This window comes from Streptomyces sp. NPDC001709 (assembly GCF_053596375.1).
In genome coordinates this window covers 35227-59610 of record NZ_JBSFGB010000003.1, presented here as the reverse complement: position 1 = coordinate 59610, position 24384 = coordinate 35227, and the positions used below count along the sequence as shown (strand labels likewise).

Annotated in this window: 23 protein-coding genes and 1 pseudogene; 12 read left to right on the top strand and 12 right to left on the bottom strand. The window is 73.1% G+C overall.

The genetic code is table 11. The features are described from left to right. Window positions 1–83 precede the first annotated feature (83 nt). From ACWC0C_RS05440 to ACWC0C_RS05420, 5 genes are all read left to right on the top strand, one after another. The gene (locus ACWC0C_RS05440; protein ID WP_450862260.1) at window positions 84–755 is read left to right on the top strand and encodes a succinate dehydrogenase; all 672 of its coding nucleotides are present in this window, start codon (window positions 84–86) and stop codon (window positions 753–755) included. 1 nt (window position 756) lies between these two features. Next, the gene (locus tag ACWC0C_RS05435; RefSeq protein ID WP_450861796.1) at window positions 757–2706 is read left to right on the top strand and encodes a fumarate reductase/succinate dehydrogenase flavoprotein subunit; all 1950 of its coding nucleotides are present in this window, start codon (window positions 757–759) and stop codon (window positions 2704–2706) included. Beyond that, window positions 2703–3452: a succinate dehydrogenase/fumarate reductase iron-sulfur subunit gene (locus ACWC0C_RS05430; protein WP_449196887.1), complete on the top strand. Its 750-nt coding sequence runs from the start codon at window positions 2703–2705 to the stop codon at window positions 3450–3452. The genes ACWC0C_RS05435 and ACWC0C_RS05430 overlap by 4 nt, the downstream gene beginning before the upstream one ends. Before the next feature lie 236 nt (window positions 3453–3688). After that, window positions 3689–4459 (top strand): GNAT family N-acetyltransferase, encoded by a 771-nt coding sequence (locus ACWC0C_RS05425; protein ID WP_450861794.1) that lies wholly within the window; start codon window positions 3689–3691, stop codon window positions 4457–4459. Next, a complete protein-coding gene (locus ACWC0C_RS05420; RefSeq protein ID WP_450861792.1) occupies window positions 4459–5265 on the top strand; it encodes a lysophospholipid acyltransferase family protein in 807 nt (268 codons plus the stop codon). Before ACWC0C_RS05425 ends, ACWC0C_RS05420 begins: the two co-directional genes overlap by 1 nt. A 75-nt stretch (window positions 5266–5340) precedes the next feature. On the opposite strand, the gene ACWC0C_RS05415 is transcribed toward ACWC0C_RS05420, so the two are convergent. The 3 genes from ACWC0C_RS05415 to ACWC0C_RS05405 all read right to left on the bottom strand — a co-directional run bounded on the left by ACWC0C_RS05415 (window position 5341) and on the right by ACWC0C_RS05405 (window position 8978). Beyond that, on the bottom strand, window positions 5341–7671 hold the full coding sequence (locus ACWC0C_RS05415; RefSeq protein ID WP_450861790.1) for an ABC transporter: 2331 nt from the start codon (window positions 7669–7671) through the stop codon (window positions 5341–5343). Window positions 7672–7700: 29 nt separating this feature from the next. Beyond that, on the bottom strand, window positions 7701–7895 hold the full coding sequence (locus ACWC0C_RS05410) for an antitoxin (RefSeq protein ID WP_450861788.1): 195 nt from the start codon (window positions 7893–7895) through the stop codon (window positions 7701–7703). A 75-nt stretch (window positions 7896–7970) separates the two neighbouring features. After that, a complete protein-coding gene (locus ACWC0C_RS05405; RefSeq protein ID WP_450861787.1) occupies window positions 7971–8978 on the bottom strand; it encodes an LLM class flavin-dependent oxidoreductase in 1008 nt (335 codons plus the stop codon). Window positions 8979–9044: 66 nt separating this feature from the next. Between ACWC0C_RS05405 and ACWC0C_RS05400 the strand changes: the two genes are divergently transcribed. Continuing rightward, window positions 9045–9536: a phosphatase domain-containing protein gene (locus tag ACWC0C_RS05400; RefSeq protein WP_450861785.1), complete on the top strand. Its 492-nt coding sequence runs from the start codon at window positions 9045–9047 to the stop codon at window positions 9534–9536. 22 nt (window positions 9537–9558) lie between these two features. On the opposite strand, the gene ACWC0C_RS05395 is transcribed toward ACWC0C_RS05400, so the two are convergent. Next, window positions 9559–9774, bottom strand: coding sequence for a dodecin (locus ACWC0C_RS05395; RefSeq protein ID WP_449196894.1), 216 nt, complete (start codon window positions 9772–9774; stop codon window positions 9559–9561). A 184-nt stretch (window positions 9775–9958) separates the two neighbouring features. Here ACWC0C_RS05395 and ACWC0C_RS05390 point away from each other — a divergent pair, with 184 nt between their 5' ends. Continuing rightward, window positions 9959–11212, top strand: a complete 1254-nt coding sequence (locus ACWC0C_RS05390) for an extracellular solute-binding protein (RefSeq protein ID WP_450861783.1) — start codon at window positions 9959–9961, stop codon at window positions 11210–11212. A gap of 1 nt (window position 11213) precedes the next feature. Here ACWC0C_RS05390 and egtD read toward each other — a convergent pair whose 3' ends face one another. The 4 genes from egtD to egtA are packed head-to-tail and all read right to left on the bottom strand — an operon-like array spanning window position 11214 to window position 15653. Further along, window positions 11214–12173 (bottom strand): L-histidine N(alpha)-methyltransferase, encoded by a 960-nt coding sequence (egtD, locus tag ACWC0C_RS05385; RefSeq protein WP_450861781.1) that lies wholly within the window; start codon window positions 12171–12173, stop codon window positions 11214–11216. Continuing rightward, complete coding sequence (gene egtC, locus ACWC0C_RS05380) at window positions 12170–12985, bottom strand: ergothioneine biosynthesis protein EgtC (RefSeq protein WP_450861779.1); 816 nt, start codon at window positions 12983–12985, stop codon at window positions 12170–12172. Before egtC ends, egtD begins: the two co-directional genes overlap by 4 nt. After that, the gene (gene egtB / locus ACWC0C_RS05375) at window positions 12985–14322 is read right to left on the bottom strand and encodes an ergothioneine biosynthesis protein EgtB (protein WP_450861778.1); all 1338 of its coding nucleotides are present in this window, start codon (window positions 14320–14322) and stop codon (window positions 12985–12987) included. Before egtB ends, egtC begins: the two co-directional genes overlap by 1 nt. Next, complete coding sequence (egtA, locus tag ACWC0C_RS05370; RefSeq protein ID WP_450861777.1) at window positions 14319–15653, bottom strand: ergothioneine biosynthesis glutamate--cysteine ligase EgtA; 1335 nt, start codon at window positions 15651–15653, stop codon at window positions 14319–14321. The genes egtB and egtA overlap by 4 nt, the downstream gene beginning before the upstream one ends. 278 nt (window positions 15654–15931) lie before the next feature. On the opposite strand from egtA, the gene ACWC0C_RS05365 reads away from it, so the two are divergent. Next, the gene (locus ACWC0C_RS05365; RefSeq protein WP_450861776.1) at window positions 15932–16792 is read left to right on the top strand and encodes a TIGR02452 family protein; all 861 of its coding nucleotides are present in this window, start codon (window positions 15932–15934) and stop codon (window positions 16790–16792) included. Between the two features lie 9 nt (window positions 16793–16801). On the opposite strand, the gene ACWC0C_RS05360 is transcribed toward ACWC0C_RS05365, so the two are convergent. Continuing rightward, complete coding sequence (locus ACWC0C_RS05360) at window positions 16802–17248, bottom strand: type II toxin-antitoxin system PemK/MazF family toxin (protein WP_356307133.1); 447 nt, start codon at window positions 17246–17248, stop codon at window positions 16802–16804. Window positions 17249–17323: 75 nt separating this feature from the next. Further along, window positions 17324–17503: pseudogene (locus tag ACWC0C_RS05355) on the bottom strand (cupin domain-containing protein); the annotation flags it as partial. Window positions 17504–17615: 112 nt separating this feature from the next. Here ACWC0C_RS05355 and ACWC0C_RS05350 point away from each other — a divergent pair. The 3 genes from ACWC0C_RS05350 to ACWC0C_RS05340 all read left to right on the top strand — a co-directional run bounded on the left by ACWC0C_RS05350 (window position 17616) and on the right by ACWC0C_RS05340 (window position 20421). Beyond that, entirely contained in the window at window positions 17616–18290 is a 675-nt protein-coding gene (locus tag ACWC0C_RS05350; RefSeq protein WP_450861775.1) for a helix-turn-helix transcriptional regulator, read from the top strand. A 68-nt stretch (window positions 18291–18358) separates the two neighbouring features. Further along, window positions 18359–18787, top strand: coding sequence for a hypothetical protein (locus ACWC0C_RS05345; protein ID WP_450861774.1), 429 nt, complete (start codon window positions 18359–18361; stop codon window positions 18785–18787). A gap of 62 nt (window positions 18788–18849) precedes the next feature. Then, on the top strand, window positions 18850–20421 hold the full coding sequence (locus ACWC0C_RS05340) for a hypothetical protein (RefSeq protein WP_450861772.1): 1572 nt from the start codon (window positions 18850–18852) through the stop codon (window positions 20419–20421). Window positions 20422–20589: 168 nt separating this feature from the next. Here ACWC0C_RS05340 and ACWC0C_RS05335 read toward each other — a convergent pair whose 3' ends face one another. Both ACWC0C_RS05335 and ACWC0C_RS05330 read right to left on the bottom strand, forming a co-directional pair. After that, the gene (locus tag ACWC0C_RS05335; RefSeq protein WP_450861771.1) at window positions 20590–22011 is read right to left on the bottom strand and encodes an amidase; all 1422 of its coding nucleotides are present in this window, start codon (window positions 22009–22011) and stop codon (window positions 20590–20592) included. Window positions 22012–22046: 35 nt separating this feature from the next. Continuing rightward, on the bottom strand, window positions 22047–23291 hold the full coding sequence (locus ACWC0C_RS05330) for an MFS transporter (RefSeq protein WP_450861770.1): 1245 nt from the start codon (window positions 23289–23291) through the stop codon (window positions 22047–22049). 56 nt (window positions 23292–23347) lie between these two features. Here ACWC0C_RS05330 and ACWC0C_RS05325 point away from each other — a divergent pair, with 56 nt between their 5' ends. Continuing rightward, window positions 23348–24325: a metalloregulator ArsR/SmtB family transcription factor gene (locus tag ACWC0C_RS05325; protein WP_450861768.1), complete on the top strand. Its 978-nt coding sequence runs from the start codon at window positions 23348–23350 to the stop codon at window positions 24323–24325. The last annotated feature ends 59 nt before the right edge of the window (window positions 24326–24384 follow it).

The following is a 24384-nucleotide window of genomic DNA, read 5'->3' as shown; positions in this document are numbered from 1 at the left end:
GACCATGTCTTGGACTGATCGGACCCGTCGCGCCTAGCGTGCTTGCCATGGCTCTGGCAACGCGGACGGACCGACGGCCGTCCATGGCGCGCACGATGTGGGACTCCTCCGTCGGCAAGAAGACGGTGATGGCCGTCAGCGGCCTGATCATGCTGCTGTACCTGGTCGCGCACATGATCGGCAATCTGAAGATCTACTTCGGCGCGGGCGAGTTCAACCACTACGCCCACTGGCTGCGCACCATCGGCGAACCCTTCATGCACTACGAGTGGACGCTCTGGCTCATCCGGATCGTCCTCGTCGTCGCCGTGGCCGCCCACGCCACGTCCGCGTACCAGCTCAGCCGCCGCGACATCAAGGCGCGGCCCAGCAAGTACGTGCACAGCAAGCCCCGGGCGAGCTATGCCACCCGCACCATGCGCTGGGGCGGCATCATCCTCGGCCTGTTCATCGTCTGGCACGTCCTGGACCTGACCACCGGCACCGTGCACCCGGGACACTTCCAGGAGGGGCATCCGTACCAGAACGTCGTCGGCGACTTCTCCCACTGGTACAGCAACGTCGTCTACATCGTCGCGATGCTCGCGCTCGGCCTGCACATCCGGCACGGCTTCTGGAGTGCCGCGCAGACCCTCGGCGTCGGCAGCCGCGCCCGCGACCGCGCCCTGAAGACCATCGCCAACGTCCTCGCGCTGCTGCTCACGACCGGCTTCATCGCCGTACCCGTGGGCGTCATGACCGGAGTGGTGAGCTGACATGACCGAATACGTGAACTACGCGACGGGCGAGCAGGTCACCGACTCCAAGGCCCCGTCCGGCCCGGTCCACGAGCGCTGGGACAAGCGCCGCTTCGAGGCCAAGCTGGTCAACCCCGCCAACCGGCGCAAGCACACGATCATCGTCGTCGGCACCGGACTGGCCGGCGGCTCCGCCGGCGCCACGCTCGCCGAGCAGGGCTACCACGTGGTCCAGTTCTGCTACCAGGACTCCCCGCGCCGCGCCCACTCCATCGCCGCGCAGGGCGGTATCAACGCGGCGAAGAACTACCGCAACGACGGCGACTCGATCCACCGGCTGTTCTACGACACCGTCAAGGGCGGCGACTTCCGGGCGCGGGAGTCGAACGTCCACCGGCTCGCGCAGATCTCGGTCGAGATCATCGACCAGTGCGTGGCCCAGGGCGTGCCCTTCGCCCGCGAGTACGGCGGTCTGCTCGACACCCGTTCCTTCGGCGGCGTCCAGGTCTCCCGCACCTTCTACGCCCGCGGCCAGACGGGCCAGCAGCTCCTCCTCGGCGCGTACCAGGCCCTCAGCAGGCAGATCGCCGCGGGCAACGTGGAGATGCACCCGCGCACCGAGATGCTGGACCTGATCGTCGTCGACGGGCGGGCCCGCGGCATCGTGGCCCGTGACCTGATCACCGGAAAAATCGACACGTACATCGCGGACGCCGTCGTACTCGCCAGCGGCGGTTACGGGAACGTCTTCTACCTGTCGACCAACGCGATGAACTCCAACGCGACCGCCGTCTGGCGGGCGCACCGGCGCGGCGCCTACTTCGCCAACCCCTGCTTCACCCAGATCCACCCGACCTGCATCCCGCGCACCGGCGACCACCAGTCGAAGCTCACGCTGATGAGCGAGTCGCTGCGCAACGACGGCCGGATCTGGGTGCCCAAGGCCAAGGGCGACACCCGCCCGCCGGGGCAGATCCCCGAGGACGAGCGCGACTACTACCTGGAGCGCATCTACCCGTCCTTCGGCAACCTGGTCCCACGTGACATCGCCTCCCGCGCCGCGAAGAACGTCTGTGACGAGGGCAGGGGGGTGGGACCCGGCGGCCAGGGCGTCTACCTGGACTTCGCCGACGCCATCAAGCGGATGGGCCGGGGGGCGGTCGAGGCCAAGTACGGCAACCTCTTCGACATGTACCAGCGGATCACCGACGAGGATCCGTACGAGGTGCCGATGCGGATCTACCCGGCCGTGCACTACACCATGGGCGGACTGTGGGTCGACTACGACCTGCAGACCACCGTCCCGGGCCTGTTCGCGATCGGCGAGGCCAACTTCTCCGACCACGGCGCCAACCGCCTCGGCGCCTCCGCGCTGATGCAGGGCCTGGCCGACGGCTACTTCGTGCTCCCGGCCACCATCAACGACTACCTGGCCCGCAACCCCCACCAGGACCCGGTGACCCCCGAACACCCGGTGGTCCAGGAGGTGTTGGCCGAGACCGAGGACCGGATGAACCTGCTCCTGTCCGTCGACGGCGACCGCACCCCCGACTCCTTCCACCGTGAACTCGGCGAGCTGATGTGGGAGTTCTGCGGCATGGCCCGTACGGACTCGGGGCTGCGCAAGGCCCTGGAGCGCATCCCGCAGATCCGCGAGGAGTTCTGGCGGCGCATCAAGGTGCCCGGCACCGGTGAGGAGTTCAACCAGTCGCTGGAGAAGGCCAACCGGATCGTCGACTACCTGGAGCTCGCCGAGCTGATGTGCCTCGACGCGCTGCACCGCGCCGAGTCCTGCGGCGGCCACTTCCGCGAGGAGTCCCAGACCCCGGACGGCGAGGCCGCCCGCAGGGACGAGGAGTTCTCCTACGCGGCGGCCTGGGAGTTCACGGGTACGGGCGAGGCCCCGACCCTCCACAAGGAAGACCTGGTCTTCGAGTACGTCCACCCCACCCAGCGGAGCTACGCATGAAGCTCACCCTGCGCGTCTGGCGGCAGAAGAACGCCGACGCCCAAGGCGCCATGTCCACGTACGAGGTGGACGGCATCTCGTCCGACATGTCCTTCCTGGAGATGCTGGACGTCCTCAACGAACAGCTCATCCTGTCCGGCGAGGAGCCGGTCGCCTTCGACCACGACTGCCGCGAGGGCATCTGCGGCGCGTGCTCCCTCGTCATCAACGGCGACGCGCACGGACCGGAGCGCACCACGACCTGCCAGCTGCACATGCGGTCCTTCAAGGACGGCGACACGATCGACATCGAGCCGTGGCGGGCAGCGGCCTTCCCGGTGATCAAGGACCTGGTCGTCGACCGGTCCGCGTTCGACCGGATCATCCAGGCCGGCGGCTACATCACCGCGCCGACCGGATCCGCGCCGGAGGCGCATGCCACACCGGTGCCGAAGGCCGACGCCGACTTCGCGTTCGAGCACGCGGAGTGCATCGGGTGCGGGGCGTGTGTGGCCGCGTGCCCGAACGGGGCGGCGATGCTGTTCACCTCCGCCAAGGTCAACCATCTCGGCGTCCTGCCCCAGGGGGCGCCCGAGCGGGAGACGCGGGTGCTGGACATGGTGGCGCAGATGGACGAGGAGGGTTTCGGCGGGTGCACGCTGACCGGTGAGTGCGCGACCGCCTGCCCGAAGGGGATTCCGCTCGTGTCGATCACCCACATGAACAAGGAGTGGCTGAGGGCTACCCGGAAGGTGGGCAAGAGGTAGCGCGGGCCGCACCGAGGACGTTCGTCGCACAGGCGAACGGGCGGGGCCGGGAGTGGTGCTCACCGGCCCCGTCTGGTTTTCCGGTGATCGCCGGGACCCCGGCGTTCAGCATTCCCACATCCGCTCTCCTGGCACAGGTCACGTACCGGCCAACCGGCGTCGGAAGAACAGGAGAGGCGGGTCGTACGCACCGGCCCGCCGCCGTCGCCGAACCGGCCCGTGACCAGGAGAGAGCCATGACCGGCGTTTCCACCCTCGACCGCCCCCCACAGCCCGCGGCACCGACCCGCTACACCGTCACCCTCGCCCGTGACGAGGACGACGTGCGGGCCGCCCAGCAGCTGCGGCACGACGTCTTCGCCGGTGAGATGGGGGCCCTGCTGGCCACGCCGCAGCCGGGACTCGACGTCGACGCCTTCGATGCCTACTGCGACCACCTCCTCGTCCGGGACACCGCCACCGGGCAGGTCGTCGGCACCTACCGGCTGCTGCCGCCGGAGCGGGCCGCGGTCGCGGGCCGGCTCTACTCGGAGGGCGAGTTCGAGATCGCCGCGCTCGACCCGATCCGGCCCGGACTGGTCGAGGTCGGCCGCTCCTGTGTGCACCCCGACCACCGCGACGGCGCCGTCATCGGCCTGATCTGGGCCGGGATAGCCCGCTACATGGTCGACCGCGGGCACGAGTGGCTGGCCGGCTGCTGCTCGGTGCCGCTCGCCGACGGCGGGGCCCTCGCGACGGCCACCTGGGAACGGGTACGCGCCAAGCACCTGGCCCCCGAGGAGTTCCGGGTACGGCCGCTGCTGTCGTGGACCCCGAACGCCGAGGCCCCGGCCGGGCACAGCGAGCTCCCCGCCCTGCTGCGCGGCTACCTCCGCCTCGGCGCCTGGGTCTGCGGCGAGCCCGCGCACGACCCGGACTTCGGGGTCGCCGACCTGTACGTGCTGCTGTCGATGCGCCGGGTGAACCCGCGCTATCTGCGGCACTTCCTCTCGCTCGTGCCCGCCTGATGAGCGTCTGGCTGCCCAGCGCGCCCTGCACCCCGGGCGCCTGTGTGGAGCAGGCCCGGGCCGCCGCGGCCGTACCCCGTGCCGTGCTGCGGCTGACCGCGGTCGTGGTCCTGATGCTGGCCGGCATCGCGCTGTCCCCGCTCGGCGGGAGGATCCCCGCCGAGTGGGTCAGGCGCTGGTGCCGGGCGATCGTGCGGGCCATGGGGGTCCGGGTCCGCTTCACCGGCACCGCCGCACCGGCCGGCGGACTGCTGCTGGTCGCCAACCATGTCTCATGGCTGGACATCCCGCTGCTGGCCGCCGTACGCCCCGCTCGGATGCTCGCCAAGACCGAGATCCGGCAGTGGCCGGTGGCAGGCGCGCTGGCCGCGCGCGGCGGGGTCCTGTTCATCGACCGGGACCGGCTGCGCGCCCTGCCCGAGACGGTCGCCCGGGTCGCCGGGGCACTGCGCGAGGGCGCGGCCGTGGCCGCCTTCCCCGAGGGCAGCACCTGGTGCGGGCGGGCCCAGGGCCGATTCCGCCGGGCCGTCTTCCAGGCCGCGCTCGACGCCGGCGTCCCCGTGCAGCCGGTGCGGCTCCGCTACACGCAGCAGGGCGGCACGGCCAGTACCGCCGCCGCGTTCGTCGGCGAGGACACCCTGCTCGCCTCCCTGTGGCGGGTGGCCCGTACCCGGGGCCTGATCGCGGAGGTGGAGATACGCCCGCTGATCCCACCGGGCACCCACCCCGACCGCCGCTCCCTCGCCCGAGCGGCCCAGCCCGTCGACCCGGAGCCCGCCTGGACCCACGCGGTGCTCGTGTCGTAGGCGCCGGTCCATCGATGATCCCCGGGCGCGATCGCGGCAATCCCGGGCATCCGGCTGGGCTGGACAGCCGTCGGCTCAGGGCATCACCCGCGCCAGATAGGGCGCCGTCACACTGCGCGCCGCCCGCGCCACCCGCTCCGGCGGGCCGGACGCCACGATACGGCCGCCCCGGTCACCCCCGCCGGGGCCCAGGTCGATCACCCAGTCGGCGCCGGACACCACCGTCATGTCGTGCTCGACCACGACCACCGTGTGCCCGGCGTCGACCAGCCCGTGCAGGCGGTCCATCAGCACCTCCACGTCGGCCGGGTGCAAACCGGTGGTCGGCTCGTCCAGCAGATAGAGCGTGTGGCCGCGCCGCCCGCGCTGCAGCTCGCTCGCCAGCTTGATCCGCTGCGCCTCGCCGCCGGACAGCTCGGTCGCCGGCTGGCCGAGCCGCAGATAGCCGAGGCCCACGTCGAGCAGCGTGCCGAGGCTCCGGGCGGCGGCCGGGATGTCGGCGAAGAACTCCGCCGCGGCCTCCACCGTCAGATCGAGCACCTCGGCGATGTTCCGCTCCCGGAACGTCACCTGGAGCGTCTCGGGGTTGTAGCGGGCCCCGCCGCAGTCCGGGCAGGGCGCGTAGGTGCTCGGCAGGAACAGCAGCTCGACGCTGACGAACCCCTCGCCCTGGCAGGTCTCGCAGCGCCCTCCGGCCACGTTGAAGGAGAACCGGCCCATCCCGTACCCGCGCGCCCCCGCCTCCTCGGTGCCGGCGAACACCTTGCGGACGACGTCGAACAGGCCCGTGTACGTGGCCAGGTTGGAGCGCGGGGTGCGCCCGATCGGCTTCTGGTCGACGCGGACCAGCCGGTCCACGCCCGCCGGCTCCTGAGTCAACTCGCCGATCAGCGTGGACTTTCCGGAACCGGAGACCCCGGTGACGGCGGTGAACGCACCCAGCGGAAACTCTGCCGTCACCCCGCGCAGGTTGTGCCGGGTCACCGGGCCCACCTTCAGCCAGCCGCGCGGCTCGCGGACTTCCCGCGCCGGGCCGGGTGACTCGTCGAAGAGGAACACGGCCGTCGCCGACTCCTCCGCACCGGCCAGCTCGGCCGGCGGCCCGCTGTACAGCACGCGTCCGCCGTGCTCACCGGCGCCCGGCCCGACGTCCACCAGCCAGTCGGCGCCGCGCACCACCTCCAGGTGATGCTCGACCACGAACACCGAGTTGCCCGCGGCCTTCAGCCGGTCCAGCACGGTCAGCAGCGCCTCGGTGTCCGCCGGGTGCAGTCCGGCGGACGGCTCGTCCAGCACGTACACCACGCCGAACAGCCCGGAACGCAACTGCGTGGCGAGCCGCAGCCGTTGCAGCTCGCCCGCCGACAGGGTCGGGGTGGACCGGTCCAGGCTCAGATAGCCGAGGCCCAGCTCGACCACCGGGGCGATCCGGGACTTCAGGTCCTCGGTGAGGACGCGGGCCGTCTCGGTGCGGCCGTCGAGCAGTGCGGCGAGGTCGGTCAGCGGCAGCGCGGCCAGTTCGGCGATGGTCCGGCCGCCGAAGGTCACCGCGAGCGCCTCCGGCCGCAGCCGGCTGCCCCCGCACACCGGGCAGGGCGCGCTGGTCAGGAAGCGTTCCGCCTTCGCCCGCAGCGACGCGGACTTGGTGTCCGAGAAGGTCTTCAGCACATAGCGGCGGGCGCTCATGTACGTGCCCTGGTAGGGCCGTTGGATGCGGTCGGCGTCCCGGACGGGGTGGACGGTGACGACCGGCTGCTCGTCGGTGAACAGGATCCACTCCCGCTGCTCGGCGGGCAGTTCGCGCCAGGGCCGGTCCACGTCGTACCCGAGCGCGTCGAGGATGTCGCGCAGGTTCTTGCCCTGCCAGGCGCCGGGCCAGGCGGCGATGGCGCCCTCGCGGATGGACAGCGCGGGATCCGGGACCAGCGACTCCTCGGTGGTGCCGTGCACCTGGCCGAGCCCGTGGCACTCCGGGCAGGCACCGGCCGCCGTGTTCGGCGAGAACGCGTCCGAATCGAGCCGCTGTGCGCCCGGCGGGTAGTCCCCGGCACGGGAGAACAGCATGCGCAGCGAGTTGGAGAGGTTGGTGACCGTGCCCACCGAGGAGCGGGAGGTGGGGGCCGCGCGGCGCTGCTGCAGCGAGACCGCGGGCGGCAGTCCGGTGATCTCGCCGACCTTGGGCGCCCCGACCTGGTGGATCAGCCTGCGCGCGTACGGGGCGACCGACTCGAAGTACCGTCGCTGCGCCTCGGCGTAGATCGTGCCGAACGCCAGGGAGGACTTCCCCGAACCGGACACGCCGGTGAACACGGCCAGTACGTCTCGCGGGATGTCCACGTCGACGCCCTTGAGGTTGTGCTCACGGGCGCCGCGGACCCGGACGCAGGGATCATGTGGGCTGTGCATAGAGGGGAGACTCTATCCGCCCTCGGGCACTACGACTGCGGAGGGTTGTCCCGGTCCTGCCGGGTGCCGAACTCGTCCCTCAGCTTGTCCTGCGTGGCGTCGACCTGCGACCGGTACTTGTTGCCGGTGCGCTGGTCGATGTAGTCGCCGCCCTTGTCGATGCCCTTGTCGGCCATGTCCTCGTGACCCTTGAGCATGCCCTTGAGCTTGTCCATGAAGGACATGGCAGCCCTCCTCGTCGCTTGCGGCTTCCCCTCCCAGGGTCACCGGCCCGGGCCGCGTTCGCATCTCGGGCCCGGTCAGCCGCCCGGCGCGAAGAGGGCGGCGAGCCGCCGGTGGGAGTCCAGCAGGGCCGGGCGGTCGTAGCCACTGGTGGTGACCAGGACCTCGTCGGCGCCCGTCTCCTTCAGCACCGTCTCCAGCTCGTGGGCGACCCGGTCCCCGGTGCCGGCGATGTGCCCGGCGAGCCCGGCCTCGTAGAAGCCGCGCTCCTTGGTGGTCATCGGGCGGGTCTCGATCTCCTCGGCCGGGGCGAGCGGCGGAAAGGTGCCGTGGGTGCGCGAGTACGCCATCGACCAGGCCTCCGGGACCAGCAGCCGCCGGGCCTCCGCCTCGCTGCCGGCCACCGCGACCGTGCCGGAGATCACGACGTACGGCTCGGACGCCCAGGGGGAGGGGCGGAACAGGGAGCGGTACTGGTCGATGCCGCGCAGCATCTTCTCGCGGCCCCGCAGATCGCCGATGACCACCGGCAGTCCGGCACGGGCCGCGATCCGCGCGCCCTCGCCCATGGCCAGCACGAACGGCGGCACGCGCAGCCCTTCCGCCGGGCGCGCCCGCACCCCCGTCGCCGACCCGCCCTCGAACCAGCCGAGCAGTTCGCCGAGCTGTGCGGCGAAGTCCTCGGCGTCCTCCTTGTCCCGGCCGAGGGCCTTGCGGACCCCGTCGGTGAAGCCGACGGAACGCCCGAGCCCCATGTCGATCCGCCCCGGGAACAGGGACTCCAGGACGCCGAACTGCTCGGCGACGACGAGGGGTTGGTGATTGGGCAGCATCACCCCGCCGGTGCCGACCCGGATCGTACGGGTGGCCGAGGCGACCGCGGCGGCCAGCACGGTCGGCGCGGAACCGGCGACTCCGGGCACACCGTGGTGCTCGGACACCCAGAAACGGTGATAGCCCAGCGCCTCCGCCTCGCGCGCCAGCGCGACGGTGTCCCGCAGCGCCTCGCCGGGCGGGTGCCCCTCGCGGGTGCGGGAACGGTCGAGGACGGAGAACCGGGTCCGGGCGATCACTGTGCTGCTCACACAGGGTTCAACGCCCTGGCGGGCCGGGGATTCCCGGGTGCGCCGGCGCCTGGCTAGGGTGACCCCGTGACCGACAGCACCAGGCGTCCGCTCGCCGTGTTCGACCTCGACAACACCCTGGCCGACACCGCGCACCGGCAGCACTTCCTGGAAGCCCGTCCGAAGAACTGGGCGGGCTTCTTCGCCGCCGCGCCCGCGGACCCGCCCCTCACCGAGGGCATAGCGCTCGCCATGGAGAGCGCTCGCGACTGCGAGGTGCTGTATCTCACCGGCCGCCCCGAGCGGTACCGGCGCGACACGCTGGACTGGCTCTCGGCCCAGGGGCTGCCGGAGGGGCGTGTGTACATGCGCGGCAACGCCGACCGCAGGCCCGCCCGGTTCACGAAGCTGGAGATCCTGCGCCGGCTCGCCGGGGAGCGCGAGATCCGCTTCCTGGTGGACGACGACGAACTGGTCTGCGACGACGCCGAGCGCGCCGGGTTCACCGTCGTACGCGCCCGCTGGGCCGCGAAGTCCGAGGCGCTTCAGGAGGCTCAGGAGCGGGAGGGCCGCACCTGAGGCGGGAACGGGCCGGCGCCGGTCAGGTCTGGTCCTCGATGCGGAAGCCCACCTTCAGTCCCACCTGGTAGTGCTCGATTCGCCCGTTCTCGATCTGCCCGCGCACCTGCGTCACCTCGAACCAGTCCAGGTTGCGCAGGGTCTGGTCGGCACGGGCGATGCCGTTGCGGATGGCCTGGTCGATCCCCTCGTGCGACGTGCCGACGATCTCGGTGACCCGGTAGGTGTGGTTCGACATCAGGGTGCTCCTCTCGTGTCACGCCGTACTCCACCGTGCCCCATCCCCGCCCGGCCCGCCCCTTGACCTCCGCATTGGTCCATACCAAAATCCAGCACACCCGTACGAGCGCCGCCGCTCGTCCCCCCACGTCGGGCTCCCGACCCCTGTCCGCACCCCCTGGCCAGACAGAAGAGGACCCCTCGTGAGACGTCGTCTGCTCGCCCTCGTGTGTGTCACCGGTTCCCTCGTGAGCGCCTGCGGGATGCTCCCGGGCCAACACGAACGCAAGACCGTCACCGTGTGGCTGATGAAGGACAGCGCCTCCGAGGAGTTCCTCCGGCGCTTCACCGCCGACTTCGAACACACCCACAAGGACCTGCGCCTGGACATCCGCATCCAGGAATGGACCGGCATCGTCGACAAGGTCCGGGCGGCCCTCAAGGGCGGCTCCAAAGACGGTCCCGATGTCATCGAGGTCGGCAACACCCAGGTGCCGCTGTACGCGGACGGCGGCAAACTCGCCGACCTGACGCTGGAGTCGATGCGCGACTGGGACAAGGACACGTGGCTGCCCGGCCTCGCCGAACCCGGCAACGACGGCAACGCGCAGTACGGCATCCCCTGGTACGCGGCCAACCGCGTCGTCATCTACCGCAAGGACCTGTTCGAGGCGGCCGGCATCACCCGCCCGCCGCAGACCCGCGAGGAGTGGCTCGCCGACACCGGGAAGCTCAACTCCGGCGGCAACCAGGGGATCTACCTCGCCGGACAGGACTGGTACACCCTCTCGGGGTTCATCTGGGACGAGGGCGGCGACCTCGCCCGGCAGAAGGACTACAAGTGGGAGGGCACCCTCGACACCCCGGCCGCGCTGCGCGGCATGGACTTCTACCGGCGGCTGCAGGCACTGGGCCGGGGCCCGGTGGACGCCGACGAGGAACACCCGCCCCAGGCCGGGGTGTTCGCCGCCGGCAAGGTGGCACAGATCGTCGCCGTACCGGGGCTCGCCCAGTCGATCGTGCGGCAGAACCCGGAACTCAAGGACAAGCTGGGCTTCTTCCCGGTGCCCGGGAAGACCGCCGCGCGTCCCGGCACGGTGTTCACCGGCGGCTCCGATCTCGTCGTCCCCGGCAACACCAAGGACCAGTTCGCCGCGACGGCGGTGGTCGGGGCGCTCGTCGGCGCCAAGTGGGACACCGAACTCGCCCGCACCATGAACTACGTGCCCAACAAGACCACGCTGGCGAGCGCGGTCGCGGGCGAGGAGGGGGTCGCCGCCATGGCCGCGGGCGCGGCACACGGCCGGGCGACCCCCAGCACCCCTCAGTGGGCCGACGTCGAGGCCGACAACCCGATCAAGGAGTACATGACCCGGGTGCTGAACGGAGCGGACCCGCGGGCGGAGGCCCGCCGGGCCTCCGCCAGGATCACCGGTGAACTCGCGCCGGACGTCTGAGTCAGCGCACCACGCTCAGCGACAGCGCGAAGCGACCCTGAGCGTCCGTCCACCAGTGGGTCAGCTCCAGGTCGGCGGCGGCCAGTTCGGTGGTCACTCCGTCCTTGCGGAACTTGGCCGACACCTCGGTGCGCAGCTCCTCGCCCGCCGCGAAGTCCACGGCGAGGTCCAGCGCGGGCACCTTCACGGTCTGCGCGACACGGGAGCGCAGCCGCATCTCGATCCACTCGTGCTCGGGGTTCCAGAGGGCCACATGGTCGAAGGTGTCCGGATCGAAGTCGGCGCCCAGCTCGCGGTCGACGACGGCCAGCACGTTCTTGTTGAACGCGGCCGTCACCCCGGCCGCGTCGTCGTACGCCCGGACCAGTACCCGCTCGTCCTTGACCAGGTCCGTGCCGAGCAGCAGCCCGTCGCCCGGCGCGAGCAGTGAGCGCACGGAGCCCAGGAACTTCGCCCGCTCGTCCGGCAACAGGTTCCCGATCGTGCCGCCGAGGAAGGCCACCAGCCGGGGTCCCGGCGTGGCGGGCAGGGTGAGCGGGGCGGTGAAGTCGGCGATCAGCGCGTGGACGTCGAGGTCCGGGAGTTCCTCGACGAGCGCCTCCCCGGCCTGGGTGAGGGCGCTCTCACTGACGTCGACGGGGACGTACACCGAGGGCGCGAGCGCGTCCAGGAGGAAGCGGGTCTTCTCCGAGGAGCCCGAGCCGAGTTCGATCAGCGTGCGGGCGCCGCTCGCCGCGGCGATCTCGCCGGACCGGTCGGCGAGGATCTCCCGCTCGGCACGGGTGGGGTAGTACTCGGGCAGGTCGGTGATCTGCTCGAACAGCTCGCTGCCGCGGGCGTCGTAGAACCACTTGGGCGGCAGCCACTTGGGGTGGACGGTGAGGCCGTGCAGGACGTCGGCGCGCAGCGCGGCGTCCGTCGCGTCCTCGGGGAGGGTGCGGGTCACGTGCAGGGGGCTCACGTACAGGGCTCCTTCGATGATGGGGTCGCCCCCGCCCGAGCGGAGTCGAGAGTGGGGGAGGACGCCGGATCCTCCAGCGGTGCGAGCAGCACGCCGGCTCGGCTCGCGATGAGCACGGTGCGGTCGGGGACTTCCTGCCAGAGCGGGTCGTCGTCGTAGGGCTCGGAGGCGACGACCGTGCTGCGGCCGGGCTCCGTGCGGTACCAGAGGGAGTCGCCCCAGGCGGTCGCGGCGATCGTCTCGCCGTCCGTCAGCAGCAGGTTGAGCCGGGAGGCCGGGGCCGCCCCGGCCAGCTGGCGAACCGTTTCGCCAAGGGCCTGGTCGGGTTCGTCGCCGCCCCGCAGCCGGTGCAGGACCAGCGCCCAGACGAACGCCGAGTCGGTACGGGCCTGCAGCGACAGCAACTCGACCGGGGGCAGCGCGGACACCAGCGGCGCCACCGAGTCGGGCCAGCCCGCGAGGGCGCCGTTGTGGCTGAACAGCCACCGCCCCGACGCGAAGGGCGCCGCGGCGGCCTCGGCATCGGCCCCCGCGAGCGTCGCGTCGCGTACGGCGGCCAGGACGGCGCCGGAGCGCACCACCCGGGCCATGTCGGCGAAGGACAGGTCCGCCCAGATCGGCCCGGCCCGCCGGTAGCGCGCCGGCACGGGGTCGTCGGGTGCGTACCAACCGACCCCGAAACCATCGGCGTTGACGGTGCCGTAGCGCTGCCGCCGGGGCGCCCACGACTGGCGCAACAGACTGTGCGCAGGTTCGGTCAGGATGTGGCCGAGCGGTACCTCGAGCCCCAGATAAGCCAGGTGACGGCACATCAGACGGCCTCCGAGCGGGCCGTGCGGAACCCGGAGAAGATCTGCCGCCGGATCGGGTAGTCCCAGTTGCGGAACGTGCCCCGGCAGGCCACCCGGTCCACGGCGAACGAACCGCCGCGCAGCACCTTGTGGTCGGAGCCGAAGAACACCTCCGAGTACTCCTTGTACGGGAAGGCCTGGAACCCCGGGTACGGCAGGAAGTCGCTCGCCGTCCACTCCCACACGTCACCGATCAACTGCCGTACCCCGAGCGGTGATTCACCGGCCCGGTAGCTGCCGGCGGGCGCGGGCCGCAGGTGCCGCTGGCCCAGGTTGGCGTGTTCCGGCGCCGGGTCCGCGTCGCCCCACGGGTAGCGCAGGGAGCGGCCGGTGGCCGGATCGTGCCGGGCGGCCTTCTCCCACTCCGTCTCGGTGGGCAGCCGGCGCCCGGCCCAGCGGGCGTAGGCGTCGGCCTCGTACCAGCACACGTGCAGCACCGGCTCGTCGGGCGGGACCGCCTCGGTGACCCCAAAGTGGCGGCGCAGCCAGCGGTCGCCGTCCCGGCGCCAGAACAGCGGCGCCGTGATCGAGTGCCGCTTGATGTGCGCCCAGCCCTCCCGGGTCCACCAGCGCTCGGTGTCGTAGCCGCCGTCCTCGATGAACGCCTGGTACGCCGCGTTCGTCACCGGGGTCGTGTCGATCCAGAACGGGTCCACCTCCCGGACGTGCGCCGGGCGTTCGTTGTCCAGCGCCCAGGGCTCGGTGGAGGTGCCCATGGTGAACGGGCCGCCGGGGACGAGGACTTCGGCCGGACCGGTGAACAGCGGGGCCGGTTCCGGGTCCGGGGCGGTCAGGGCCTGCGGGCCCTTTCGCAGCTGATGGGTGATCAGCATCGTCTCGTCGTGCTGCTGTTCGTGCTGGGCGATCATCCCGAAGGCGAATCCGGCCTCGGTCAGCCGGGTGCCGTGGAAGTCCGCGCCCTGGAGCAGGTCCATGACCCGGCCGCGCACCTCGGCCGCGTACCGGCGGGCCTCGGCGGGCGGCAGCAGCGGCAGCGAGGGCCGCTCGGCCCGCGGGTGCTCGAAGGCGTCGTACAAGCGGTCGATCTCGGGCCGCATGGCGTCCCGGCCGCCGACCGCCCGCAGCAGCCACAGCTCCTCCTGGTTGCCGATGTGCGCGAGGTCCCACACCAGCGGGGACATCAGCGGCGAGTGCTGGGCGGTGAGGTCCGGTTCCTCGACGCAGCTGGTCAGCAGCGTGGTGCGGGCACGGGCGGTGGTCAGCGAGGCGAGCACACGCGCGCGAAGCGACTCGGTGTCCGCCTCGGTCGCCGCGGTGTCGGTCTCGGGGGCGGTCATGTGCGGATGTCCTTCCTCCCGTGGGCGGTGCGGCCGGGCCGGGACGAGGGCGGTTCCATGCCCTCCAGCCGGTCCAGCAGGTCGTCGGCCGGGCAACGGCCCCGGGCGACATAGCGGTCCCGGTACGCGGCCACCGCGTCGGTCACCTCGGCGGTGGCGCCGAGCCGGGGCAGGGCCTGGAGCGCCGCCGCGAAACACACGGCGGCGACCTCGCACAGCTCCGGGTCGGCGAGCCCCCGCCGGGCCGCGTCCATCCACAGCGGGTTGAGCGGGGCGGGCAGATGCAGGGCCCGTTCCGCGAGGGGTTTCACGCTCCGGTACGCCGTCTCGGCCGCCTCCGGGTCGTCGAACAGCGCCGCCGTCACGGCGAGCGGCACGATCCAGCCGTCGTCCCCGGGCTGCGCGTCGATCATCCGCAGCTCCAGGTGGCCGCGCGGCCGGACCGGCGGGAACAGGGTGGTCAGGTGATACTCCAGATCCGCCCGGGTGGGCGGCCGGGGTGACCGGGACCGGGTCCACTCCCGGAAGGTGAGCCCTTCGGGCACCTCCCAGGGCCCGCTGTCCCGGCGTACACACATCACCGGCGAGTCCAGCACGTGCCGGGCCCAGGCGGCCCGTGGCTCGCCGTCCAGCGGGGGAGCGCCCGCACGGCCGGCGCCGATCTCCATCCACATCAGCTGCCGGGTGGAGCACCAGCCCGTGGGCTCACGGCCGATCAGCGGGGAGTTGGCGAACGCGGCCACCAGGACCGGCCCCAACTGATGGGCCAGCCACCAGCGGCGCGTGTGGCCGAGAGGGCCCGGCTCCTCGTGGCCGGCGTCGACGCAGACCTGCACGGAGGCGGAGGCGCACATCATGTGGCGGCCGGCCGGACCGGTGCGGTCCAGGCAGGCCTCCATGGCGTCGTAGCGCGGCTCGTGCAGGAACCTGCGGGGCGTGTGCCACGGGTCGTGGCCGACGCCGACCAGGCCGAGACCGTCCTCGGCGAGGACGGCACGGACGGTGTCCAGGTCGGCGGAGACGGTGCCGATGCACTCCATGAGGGAGGCGGCGGGCGGCGAGCTCAGCTCCAGCTGGCCGCCGGGTTCGACGGTGAGCGGCGAGCGCAGGGGCACGGCCCGCAGCGCGGCGTAGGCCGCTTCCAGTCGTTCGGGTGTCACGGGGAGCTGCGGCGACCGCAGCTCATGGACGAGCCACTCCAGTTCGACACCGAGTGCGCGGGGCGGCCCGGTCTTGAAGCAGATGCCCCTGACCAGGGCCTCCACCTCGGCTTCGGTGACGGCGGTGCGGTGGTCGGTACAGTCACCGCCGTCACTCTGTGAATCGGACATGTCGGGATCCTCCTGAGATTCCACCATGTCACCGGCCCCCTCTGATCGTCGGGCCGGGCAGGCATGCGTTCTACCCAAAACCCTCGGGCCGATTCGCACAAGAGCGCCCCGTCGGACGTTCGGCTTCGGTCATCTCCGTTTCCGTACGCGTTCTCCCGGCCGATGCGGGGACGGGAAACTCCGTTGCACCGCATCACCAGCATCGCCCAGGATGCGTGCATGAGCACGACGGGGGAGACCGCGCGGGCCGCGGACTCGGCGCCCACGGGGGTGGCGCCGTGAGCGCGCGCCTGCGCGGGATCGCCGCGGAGACGGAGCAGATCGTGGCGGCGGGCCGGTACCGCGCGCCGGACGGACGAGAGGTGTCCCTTTCGACGGGGATCGAGGCCGCGCGGGCCGGTACGCGGATGTTCGGTCCAGAACCGGTTCCCGTCCCGGAAGCGATGTCCGGGCCGACGACGGACACGGTCTTCGAGGTCACCGGCGAGAGCAGCCTGGAGGCTGCCCGCCGGTTGGCGGACGCTCCGGTCGCCGTGCTGAACTTCGCCTCGGCGCGGAATCCGGGCGGCGGCTACCTCAACGGCGCGCAGGCCCAGGAGGAGGCCCTGTGCCGCGCCTCCGCGCTGTACGCCTGCCTGCTGACGGCCCGTTCCTTCTACGACCACCACCGCGCCCACCGCGACCCGTTCTACACGGACCGGGTGATCCACTCACCGGCCGTCCCGGTGTTCCGCGACGACCGGGGCCGGTTGCTGCCCGAGCCGTACCTCGCGGGCTTCCTGACCGCTGCCGCCCCCAACGCGGGCGTCGTGCGGCGTACGGAGCCGGAGCGGGCCGCCGAGTTGCCGGGAGCGCTCGCGGCCCGGGCCGAGCGCGTGCTGGAGGCGGCCGCCGCCCACGGCTACCGCCGACTGGTGCTCGGCGCCTGGGGCTGCGGAGTGTTCCAGAACGACCCGGTGCAGGTCGCGGGTGCGTTCCGGGCGTTGCTCGGCCCCGGCGGCCGATTCGACCGGATGTTCGAGCATGTGGTGTTCGGGGTGCTGGACCGGACGCCGGGAGCGGTGGTGCGGGAGGCGTTCGCGCGGGCGTTCCCGGAGCCCCGGTCCGGCACGCTGTACGCCGGTCGGGTTCAGCCGTAGACGCGCCGGTCAGGTCCAGCCGTAGCGCTCGTGCAGCCGCTGCCGGACCAGATTGAACCGCATCCGGTCCAGCGCGCACGCCTCGCGGCGCATGCCGTCCTCGTGCAGCCTGAGGACGCGGTCCACGTCCACCCAGGAGTCCCGGCCCGACCGGTCCCACGGCCCGCTGCCGATCGCGACCCACTCCCGGTCGCCGTCATGGCGCTTGCTGGAGAGCTGTACGGCCAGGAAGGTGCCTGCCGCCTCCCGGGCCACGACCAGCACCGGGCGGTCCTTGCCCCGGCCGTCGTTCTCCTCGAACGGCACCCAGGTCCACACGATCTCGCCGGGGTCCGGGTCGCCGTCGTGGGCAGGGGAGTACTCGGTGCGCACCCGGCCGACCTCGCGCGGGTCGGCCTCGGTCGTCGCGTGGGGGCCGTACCGGCCGGGGACGTTCTCATCGGTAAACGTGGTCACGGGGGCACCCTAGTGGGCCGCCCCGCCGGCGCAATGGGTGCCCGGGGTCTGTGCGTTGTGCCGGTGCGCCTCCGGTCAGCTGCCGGGGCGTGGGCCGATCCGCATGCCCGGACGGCGTCGGTGCACGGTCACATAGGTCAGTCCGTCCTCACCGGCGGTGATACTGCGCGGCGCGCCGTACGGCAGCCAGGCCAGGGCGCCCTCGGCGAGCGGCTGGGGTGCCTCGGCAGGGCCCCTGCCGAGCAGGCCGTCGCCGACGTCATCTGGTGTTCCCCTCGGCTCTTCCGCTTCCGGCCCCCTGCCCACCCCATAATTAATACATATATGGTTCGTGAAAAATAAACGCAGGTGGGAGAGGGGGTCGGAGGTGACCACGCGGGAGAGCCCGCGCCGCCGAGAGGTGCTGGACGTACTGCGTGCCGCACCCTCGCCGCTCGGCGTCGCGGAGACGGCCGAGCGGATGGGCGTCCATCCCAACACGGTGCGGTTCCATCTGGACGGCCTGGCGGCCGAGGGCCTGGTCGAGCGCAGGGCCGAGCCGTCCCCGGGACCCGGCCGGCCGCGCATCGTGTACACCGCACGTCCCGGTATGGACCGAGGCGGCACGCGCGACTACCGGCTCCTCGCGCGGATCCTGCTCAGCCGGTGGACGTCCGCCGACCCGGCGACGGCCCGCGCGGAGGCGATGGAGACGGGCCGCGCCTGGGGAGGTCACCTGATCGAACCGCCGCCCCCGTTCGAGGAACCGGCGGCCGGCCCCTCGGTGGCCGCACTCCTCGCCCTGCTGGGCGAGCTGGGTTTCGCGCCACGGGCGGAGGGAGCGGACGAGGCCGGCGGACCACCCCGGCGGATCCGGCTGCGGCACTGCCCCTTCCTGGAACTCGCCGAGGAACACGGCCAGTTGGTGTGTCCGCTCCATCTGGGCCTGATGCAGGGCGCGTTGGCCCGGCTGCACGCCCCGCTGACAGCGACCGGCCTGGAGCCCTTCGCCGAACCGGACTCCTGCGTGGCCCACTTGGCCGAGACCGGCGCCGCCCCCTGACCGGAACGGCAACTCCCCCCACTCCACGCACTCCACCCGCCCGCCCCGGCGGAGAAAGGCCCCCACAGATGAACGCCACGTCCGCCGCCACCGCGAGCGCCGTCACCTTCGTCTGGCTCGGCATGGTGCTGGCGATCTCCTCTCTGGAGGCGCCGCTGAAGTTCCGCGCCCCGGGTGTGACCATCCCCGTCGGCCTGGGCATCGGCCGGCTGGTCTTCCGCGCGCTGAACGCCGTGGAGGTGGTGCTGGCCGTCGTCGCGACCGCAGCGATCGCCGTGGGCGGTGCCCCGGCCGGGATCACGGCGCTGACCGCGGCCGTCGCGGTGCTGCTCCTCGTCCAGCTGGCCGTCGTCCGGCCCATCCTCAACCGCCGGTCCGACCGGGTCCTCGCGGGTGAGGAACTGCCCCGCTCCCGCGGCCACTTCTGGTACGTGGCGCTGGAACTCCTCAAGGTGGTGGCCTTGATCGCCCTCGGGGTGGGCCTGCTCACGGTATGACGACGTAAGGTCGTCGGCGGGAGCCCGCAAGGGCGGTTCACCAACGGGGGGAGACAGAAGGCATGGGCACGCCCGGCCGGATCTGGGAGGAAGCCGACCTGCCCGCGCGCCGGCTCGCGGGGCTCGCCCTCAATCCGTCGGCGCCGCCGGACGTCCTGCTCCGGCTGCTCGCCGAGGCACCGCTCGCCGCGCGGATGGTGCTGTGCCGGGACCGCGATCTGCCCGCCGTCGTCGTGGACGCCGTGATCGAGCACCCCGACCGCCGCACCCGGGCCTTCTTCGCCGTCAACCCCCATGTGGATCCGGCCCAGCGGGCGCGGCTGGTGGACGACCCGGAGTGGTTCGTCCGCGCCCATCTCGCCGACGGCCCCCGGGTGACCTGGCCGGACCGGCCCCGGCCGCTGCCCGACGCCACCGTGGTCCGTATGTTCACCACGTACGAGCCCGAGAACCTGTGGAACCTGTACCGGCAGATGTCCACCGAGCTGACCCGTTCCCTGCCCACCCACCCGGTCGCGAGGATGCGCCGCCAGGCGGTGTTCGGGTGGACGTTCCGGACGGCGGACGAACGGGCCGCCCTGCTGGCGGATCCCGATGACGAGGTCCGGGAGGCGGCGGAGCGGTACGACCGGCACCGGGACCCGCAGTGGGTGGAGAGCGTCCTGCCCGCTCATCGCTGCCACGGCCGGACCGACGCCCTGGTCAACGATGCCCTGAGCCGGGCCGTCGTGGAGAGCGTCCTCACCTGCCCGGTCGACGAGGACGAGAGAGCCACGATCGCCCTCAACCCCACGCTGCCGGCCGACGTGGTGGCCCTGCTGGCCGCCGACCCCGACCACAAGGTCCGTGCGCGCATCGCGGGCCGCGCCGACCTCGGACCGGCCGAGCGGCGCGCGCTCGTCGCCGACCCCGACCCGGACGTACGACGGGTGATCGCCCGTCACGCGGACCTCGACCCGGACGAGCGCCGCACGCTCGCGGCGGATCCCGACCCGAGGGTACGGCTGGCCGTGTCCGTGCACCCCGGGTTCAGCGAGGACGAGCGCGCCCGTATCGACTACACCGTCCCCGTGGACTGCGCGTTCGGTTTCCATCCCGAGCCATCGACGCCCCGCGACCCCGAAGCCGTCCGCCGGGACGCCTGCTCCGGGCACCCGCTGCTGCGCAGGCAGGCCGCCAGGGAACACACGCTGCCGGCGGACCTGGTGGCGCGCCTGGCGGAGGACGACGACCTCGGCGTACGCGTGCTGCTGGCCCAGAACCACCCGGACGCCCCGGCGGCACTGCTGCTGCGCGGCTTCCTGGAGTACACCGGCCCCGAGCGCGCCCGCCTCACCAGCAGGCCGAACTTTCCGCGCGCCGGACTGGCCGGGTACGCCGGCCATGCCGACCCTCAGGTCCGCGCCCTGGCCGCGCGGGACCCGCAGACGCCGCCCGCCATCGCGGAGCGCCTCACCAAGGACCCCGACCCGCAGGTACGGGCCGCGTTCGCCCGGCACCCGAACCTCCCGCCGGCCCGGCTGGCGCAGCTGCTCGCCGACGAGGAACTCGCCCATCCGGCCGCCGCGAACCCGGCTCTGGACCCGGCCACGCGGGACCGGCTGCTGGCGACGCAGGGCCGGGGACCCTGGTGACCGCCTGAGCCGCAGCGGACGGAACCAGGCCGAGGCCCGTGCCGCATCGTGATTGTCCCGGCGGACAACTCGCCCGTCCCCTCGGCGGCGGCCACCGGCGCTCTCCCCTTCGCCTTGGCCTCGGCCACCCGAGGTGCGCGCCCCACGCTCGGCCTCGGTGGCCGGCCGTCAGGCCGCCCACGTCGCCGGGGCGGGCTCCGGCGGCCGGCGTTCGTACCAGCGCAGCTCCGCCTCCAACTGGGCGGCGAGGGACACCAGCAGCGGTTCGCTGTGGGCGGGCCCGAGCAGCTGCGCGCCCACCGGCAGACCGTCGCCGACGAACCCGGCGGGCACGTTCACGCCCGGCCAGCCCAGCACGTTCCACGGCCAGGCGTACGGGCAGGCGGCGATCATCGCACGGTCCGTGGCCAGCCCGCGCAGCCGGTACAGGGCGCCGATCGGTGGCGGGGGAGCGGCGGTCGTCGGAGCGAGGATCACGTCGTACGACGCGAAGAACCGGCCGATCCGCCGGTGCAGCACCGCCTCCGCGCGCCGGGCCGCCCGCAGCGGGGCCCCACCGAGCAGCCGGCCGAGCCGGGCCGCGTCCCGGGTGCGCGGGTCGAGCAGCGCCGGGTCGGGGGCCTCGCGGACCCGCTCCGCGATACCGGCGGTCGCGCGCGGCACGAAGGTCAGGCCGATCTGCCCGTACGGCGGATCGGCCTCGACGACGTCATGCCCCAACGCGGCCAGTTTCCCGGCGAGTTCGACGACCCGGGCGCGGATCTCCGGGTGCAGCCGGGCCGGTACGGCGGTGAACGGCGGCTTCAGGGACAGGGCGACCCGCAGCCGGCCCGGGTCGCGGCCGACCGCGTCCGCCACGGTCAGCGCGGCGGGCCGGTGCGGGTCCCGGTCGTGGTTGCCGCTCGCCGCGTCCAGCAGCACGGCGGCGTCGGCGACCGTCCGGGCGAGCGTGCCGTTGACCGTGATGCCCTGGAAGGACTCGCCGTGCGGCCAGGTGGAGATACGGCCGCGCTGCGGCTTGATGCCGATCAGACCGGTCCACGCGGCCGGGATGCGCACCGAGCCGGCGCCGTCGGAGCCGAGCGCGGCGGGGACGAGCCCGGCGGCGACGGCGGCGGCCGAACCCCCCGACGAACCCCCGGGCGTGTGCCCGGTGTGCCAGGGATTGCGGGTGTCCCCGAACGCCGGTCCCTCGGTGAACGGCCACTGCCCCAGCTCGCACGTGTTGGTCTTGCCGACGATCACGGCACCGGCCGCACGCAGCCGCCGTACCGCCTCCCCGTCCTCGGCGACCGGCGGGAACGCGCCCGCACAGCCGAACGCGGTCGGCTCTCCCGCCACGTCCATGTCGTCCTTCACCGCCACCGGCACCCCGAGCAGCGGGCGCCCCGCCCCGGCCGCCAGCTCCCGGTCGGCGGCGTCCGCTTCGGCGAGCGCGGCCTCGGCCCGTACGATCCGGAACGCGTTCACCGTCCCCTGCGTGGCCTCGATCCGGGCCAGCGCCCGCTCCACCAGCGCACGGGAGGACACCTCCCCGGCGGCGAGCGCGCGCTGTGTCTCCACGAGGCCGGCGGCACGATCGTGCGTCATGGGCGAGCACCTCCGGGGGGCTCCGGGAACGATGTCTACCGAACGGTAACGTCAGAACCCGGGTGGCCACAGGGGTTTCGCACGGATGCCCGAGCGGCAGCGGCCCGTGCGCCCAGGTGCCCCGCCAGCCCCAGCCCGGTCAGCAGCGCGACCAGACCGCATACCCCGGGCCAGCCGCACCACGCGTACGCGCGGGCGCCGAGCCAGGAGCCGAGGCTGCCGCCCAGGTAGGCGCAGGTCATGTACGCGGTGTTGAGACGGCTGCGGACGTCCGGGGCGAGGGCGTAGATGCGCACCTGGTTGGCGACCATGCCGGACTGCATGCCGACGTCCAGCAGCAGCGTGCCCGCCACGAGGGCCGCCAGACCGGCGGTGCCGCCGCGGCCGCCGAGGGCGAGGACCGCCGCGGAGGCGAGGACCAGGAGGAAGCAGACCAGGTTCACCGCGTCGGCGCCCCGCCGGTCCACCAGCCGGCCCGCGACCGGCGTGACCAGCATCGTGACCGCGTTGACCAGCGCGAGCAACCCCACCGCGCCCGCGCCGAACCCGTACACCGGGCCGGTCAGCAGTAGCGCCACCCCGGTCCACACCGCGGAGAAACCGGCGAACACCGTCGCCTGGTAGAAGGAGGAGCGGCGCAGGGCCGGTTCGCGGAAGAGGAGGCGGACGGGCTCGGACAGCAGGCGCGGGTAACTCTGCCGGGACGGCGGCACCGTGGGCGGCAGCGCGCGGGCCAGGAGCAGTGCGAGCGCGAGGGTGAGCAGGGCCGCCAGCACGTACGGTGCCCGCCAGCCCAGCCGGTCGCCGAGGGCGCCGCCGGCCGTGCGGGAGAGCAGCATGCCCGCGAGGGCCCCGCTCAGCAGGGTCCCGCCGACCACGCCCCGCCGCTGAGGCGGCACCAGTCCGGCCGCCAGCGGACCGGCCAGCGGGGCGATCACCGTGGCCGCGCCGACCAGCACACTCGCCGCGAGCAGCGGCGGCAGCGCGGGCGCGGCGGCAGCGGCGCACAGGCCGAGGCCGGTCACGAGGAGCAGGGTGACCAGCAGCGGGCGCGGCGGCACCCGGTCCCCCAGCGGGACGAGCAGGAAGATGCCCGCCGCGTAGCCGAACTGGGTCGCGGTCACCACCCCGGCCGCCGTGCCCGGCAAGACGCCGAGGCCCGCCGCCACGAGCGGGACGACGGCCTGCGGGAAGTACACATTGCCGACCCCGACCCCGCAGGCGAGCGCCAGCAGCGCGACGAGCCGCGGGGTACGCTGCCCGGTGTTGTGATCCGTCATGGGCCGAAGTCCACGCCGTGGACGGACAGTTGGCCAGGGATGTAGGCGGGGGCTAAATGATCAGCTTCCGGCTCGGGGTAGACGACCTCGCCGACACCCGGTTCGCGATCTCCCCGCTCGGCCAGCTGATGGAGAGCCTGCGCGTGCTGCGCGCCCCCGCCCTGCACCCCCTGCACCGCGGCTGGCGCGGCACCGTGCTCACCGCCCTCGCCCCCGCCGACCTGCCCCTTCTCGCGGCCTTGGTGGGTCCCACGCTCGCGCTGCCCGACTTCCTGACGCCCCGCCCCACCGCCTACGCCCCGACGCTCGACGAGGAGCTGGCCGTCGTGCGGGCCACGCCCCCCGATGTCGTGCGGCGTGACCTGCTCGCCGCGCACGCCCCGCGCCCGCTCCCCGGCGCGCTGCGGCAGGCCACCGCCCCCGGTGACGGCCCCGTCCTCGAACTCCTCGACGCCCTCTGCGCGTTGCTGCACCGCTACTGGCAGACGGCCCTGCTGCCGTACTGGCCCCGGATCCGGCTCGTCCTGGAGACCGACATCTCGCACCGCGCGGGGCAGCTGGCCACCGGCGGCGCACGGTCGCTCTTCTCCGGTCTGCACCCGAATCTCGGCTGGCGGGACGGTGTGCTGACGGTGGACAGGATGATCGGCCGGCACGCGGTCGAGGGCGCCGGGCGGGGGCTGCGGCTGGTCCCCTCGGTGTTCGCGCACAAGCCCGCGCCCCCGATCAGCGCCGACGCCCCGCCGATGCTCGCGTACCCGGGCCGGGGCACGGCGACCCTGTGGGAACCGGAATCCGCGCCCGATGCCTCCGCCCTCACCGCCCTGCTCGGCGCCCCCCGCACCACCCTCCTGCGGCTGCTCGCGGAACCCCTGCCCACCGTGGAGCTCGCCCGTCGGCTCGGGGTGACCCCGAGCGCCGTCTCCCAGCACCTCCGGGTGCTCGCCACCACGGGCCTGGTGACCCGCGCCCGGGACGGCCGCCGGGTGCTGTACCGGCGCAGCGCGCTGGGCGATCGGCTGGTGTCGGGGTGAGAGGGACGGAGACGGCCGTGAAGAAAGGGGGCCGGACGGATCCGGCCCCCTTTCCTTCC